The organism is Neobacillus sp. Soil_C_43 (assembly GCF_057656715.1).
Genome location: NZ_JBDGJV010000039.1, coordinates 1 through 1,253 on the forward strand (window position 1 = coordinate 1; position 1,253 = coordinate 1,253).

Annotated in this window: 1 protein-coding gene; it reads right to left on the bottom strand. The window is 36.0% G+C overall.

Annotated elements, in window-relative coordinates; all coding sequences use genetic code 11:
- Positions 1-22: 22 nt before the first annotated feature.
- Complete coding sequence (locus AC3A54_RS25470; RefSeq protein ID WP_487656667.1) at positions 23-1,204, bottom strand: IS256 family transposase; 1,182 nt, start codon at positions 1,202-1,204, stop codon at positions 23-25.
- Between the last annotated feature and the right edge of the window lie 49 nt (positions 1,205-1,253).

Here is a 1,253-nt window from a genome sequence, read left to right on the forward strand (position 1 = left end):
CCCCCCCCGCTTAGATAGAGTGTTATCTTTCATTTGTTTTCTTGAGGTATGGAACATTATGTTTATTCCAATCTTCCTCAATATCCATTAATACGGAACCAATTATCCTTATAGCGGACTGATCATTCGTAAAGATTCGAATGACCTTTTCTCTTCTGCGAACCTCTTGATTTAAACGTTCAAGCATATTCGTTGTACGAAGGTGTTTTTGATACTCCACTGGTTGTGAATGGAATTGAATCGCATCTTCAAATCCATTTTCTAGCGTTTCAATCGCTTTTGAAAATCCTTTGGCATCTTGATACTTTTCTACAAAGCGATTTTTTAATTCTCTTACAACCTTAATATCGGAGTTTTTAAAAAGGTCTTTTAGTTCTTGACGTGCTTCAGTAGTACCTTTCTTTGGCAGTGTATCCATGATGTTTCTTAAAAAATGGACACTACACCTCTGCCAAGAAGTGCCTAAAAATGTTTCTTTGATGGAAGTAACTAGGCCACCATGAGCATCAGAAATCACCATTTTAGGTGATTGAAGTCCTCTGGACTTTAGGTATTCAAAGAAGGCAGTCCAGCTATCAGTAGATTCGGAATGATTGACTTTGAGACCAATAATCTCTCTATGACCACTTTCACTAACCCCAACAGCAATATGAACACTTTTAGAAACTACTTTATCGTTCTCACGAATTTTAATGTACATGGCATCCACGTATACATATGGATAATAATGAACGTTTAGTGGTCTGTTTCTCCAGTCGTTAATGATAGGGTCTACGGTCTTCATTAGATTGGAAACAAGTGATTTGGACACACTTGTCCCACATAATTCCTCTACAATTTTTGTGATTTTACGTGTAGAAACACCATTTACAACCATTTCAATCATAGAAAGAATTAGTGCTTGATCACAGCTTTTATACTTTTCAAAGATAGTTGTAGAAAATTCACCGTCTCTGGTACGAGGTACTTTTAGTTTGAGAGAACCTACACCAGTAATGAGTTCACGCTCATAGTAACCATTTCGATAGCCCCTTCGATCTTCGGTTCTTTCATGAGAAAGAGCATTAATATATTCATCTCTTTCTTTTTCCATTAAAGAATTTAAAATTAGTGATAAAGATGCCTTAACTGGTGATTCTAATGAGCTGCTTTCAACTTTTTCTTTGAGATCCTCTAAATTTATAGTAATATTGATTTGGGTCATCATCATGTCCTCCGTTTATGGTTTTCTTGGTCGAAAACATTGTAACACG

Bases quoted from the DNA above. Each gene is read 5' to 3' on its own strand.
- AC3A54_RS25470 (WP_487656667.1), bottom strand. From the start codon at position 1,204: ATGACCCAAATCAATATTACTATAAATTTAGAGGATCTCAAAGAAAAA.